This window comes from Geosporobacter subterraneus DSM 17957 (genome assembly GCF_900142145.1).
In the GTDB taxonomy this organism is placed as follows: Bacteria; Bacillota; Clostridia; order Peptostreptococcales; family Thermotaleaceae; genus Geosporobacter; species Geosporobacter subterraneus.
Genome location: NZ_FQZV01000113.1, coordinates 1 through 1,417, shown reverse-complemented (window position 1 = coordinate 1,417; position 1,417 = coordinate 1). Strand labels below are relative to the sequence as shown.

1 protein-coding gene is annotated in these 1,417 nt (G+C 49.0%); it reads right to left on the bottom strand.

Going from position 1 to position 1,417, the window contains the following annotated elements:
- Positions 1 to 1,417, bottom strand: a 1,417-nt coding sequence (locus BUB56_RS19185) for a thiamine pyrophosphate-binding protein (protein WP_110942839.1), incomplete at both ends; no start/stop codon positions are given.

Here is a 1,417-nt window from a genome sequence, read left to right as displayed (position 1 = left end):
GCTTTTTAAATACGGTTCCGAAGGTGTGATGGTAGTGGCCTGCCTCCAGTCCTGCTATGGTTCCAAAGGCTCCATTGTTCATTACTACCCACACTACCGGGATTCCCTGTTCTACTGCTGTCGCCATAACCGATGGGTTTGTTCCAAATCCACCGTCGCCCACCATGGTGATTACTTTTCTATCCGGCGCCCCGAGCTTTGCTCCCAGCACTGCTGATGGTCCAAATCCCATGGTTGCCAGTCCTCCAGGATGAAGGATGGTTCCTGGCACGGTGATCGGGAACTGCTGTCCCATACCGTTTTTGTTCCAGCCTACATCTGTTAGGATGATTCCGTCCTCCGGAAGTACCGCTCGCACATCCCGTAGGATTCTTTGGGGTGTCATGGGGAATTGATCACTGGTTTCTACTGCCTGATTGCTCTGCTTAAAGGCTTCCTTGTATGCCTTGATCTCTGCTCTTAATTCCGGTCGGTCGATTCCTTCCGGTTTTTTTCTTTTAGCGATAGCCAACAGATCCTTTAGGGCTGCCTTTAGGTCTGCTACCGCACCGATTTCTACTGGAAAATTTCGGCCGATCTCTGAAGGGTCAATGTCTATATGAATCAGCTTTGTAGGAGGAATGTTAAAGGTCACGCCTCCATACCATGAGCTGCTGTCTGCCTCTGCAAAAGTGGTTCCCAATCCTAGAATCACATCTGCATTCTTTGTAGTGTTGTTCACGTATTCTGTTCCCCAGAACCCGGTCATGCCTACCGCCAGCGGATGGGCATCGGAGAGTCCCCCTTGACCCATTAGGGTTCTTGTGGCCGGAATATCTAAAAAGTCTACAAAGGCTCTTAACTCTTCTGAGGCTTTTGCCAGCAGTACACCGCCCCCATAGTGAATCACCGGCTTCTTTGCTGCCAGCAGCATGTCGATGATTTTTTCTCCCGTCTCTAAATCTAAGGACGGTTTTGCCACATGGATCTTGTGATACTTGGTTCTCTCAAAGTGAACCATGTCCATTTCTCTTGAGAACATATCCATCGGTACGGAGATCAATACAGGACCAGGTCTGCCGCTCACTGCCAGTGTAAAGGCCTTGTCTAAAATCTCTGGGAGCGCTTCCGGTCTTTCCACTCTCCATGCTCTCTTTACAAAGGGCTTGTAGATTTCATACTGGGAAGCATCTGCATGCATGTTAAATTCCTGATGAGGATGCTTTCCGTAGTAGTAGCTTGGAATATCTCCTGCGATCACTACCATGGGAATGTTGTCTAAGGCTGCATTGGCTACACCAGTTGTGGCATTGGTAAGTCCAGGTCCTAAATGCAGCAGTACAACTCCCGGTTTTCCGCTTGTTCTTGCATATCCGTCAGCTGCATGGGCTGCAACTTGCTCATGGCGTACAGAGATGAATTTTAATTTGCTCTTCTC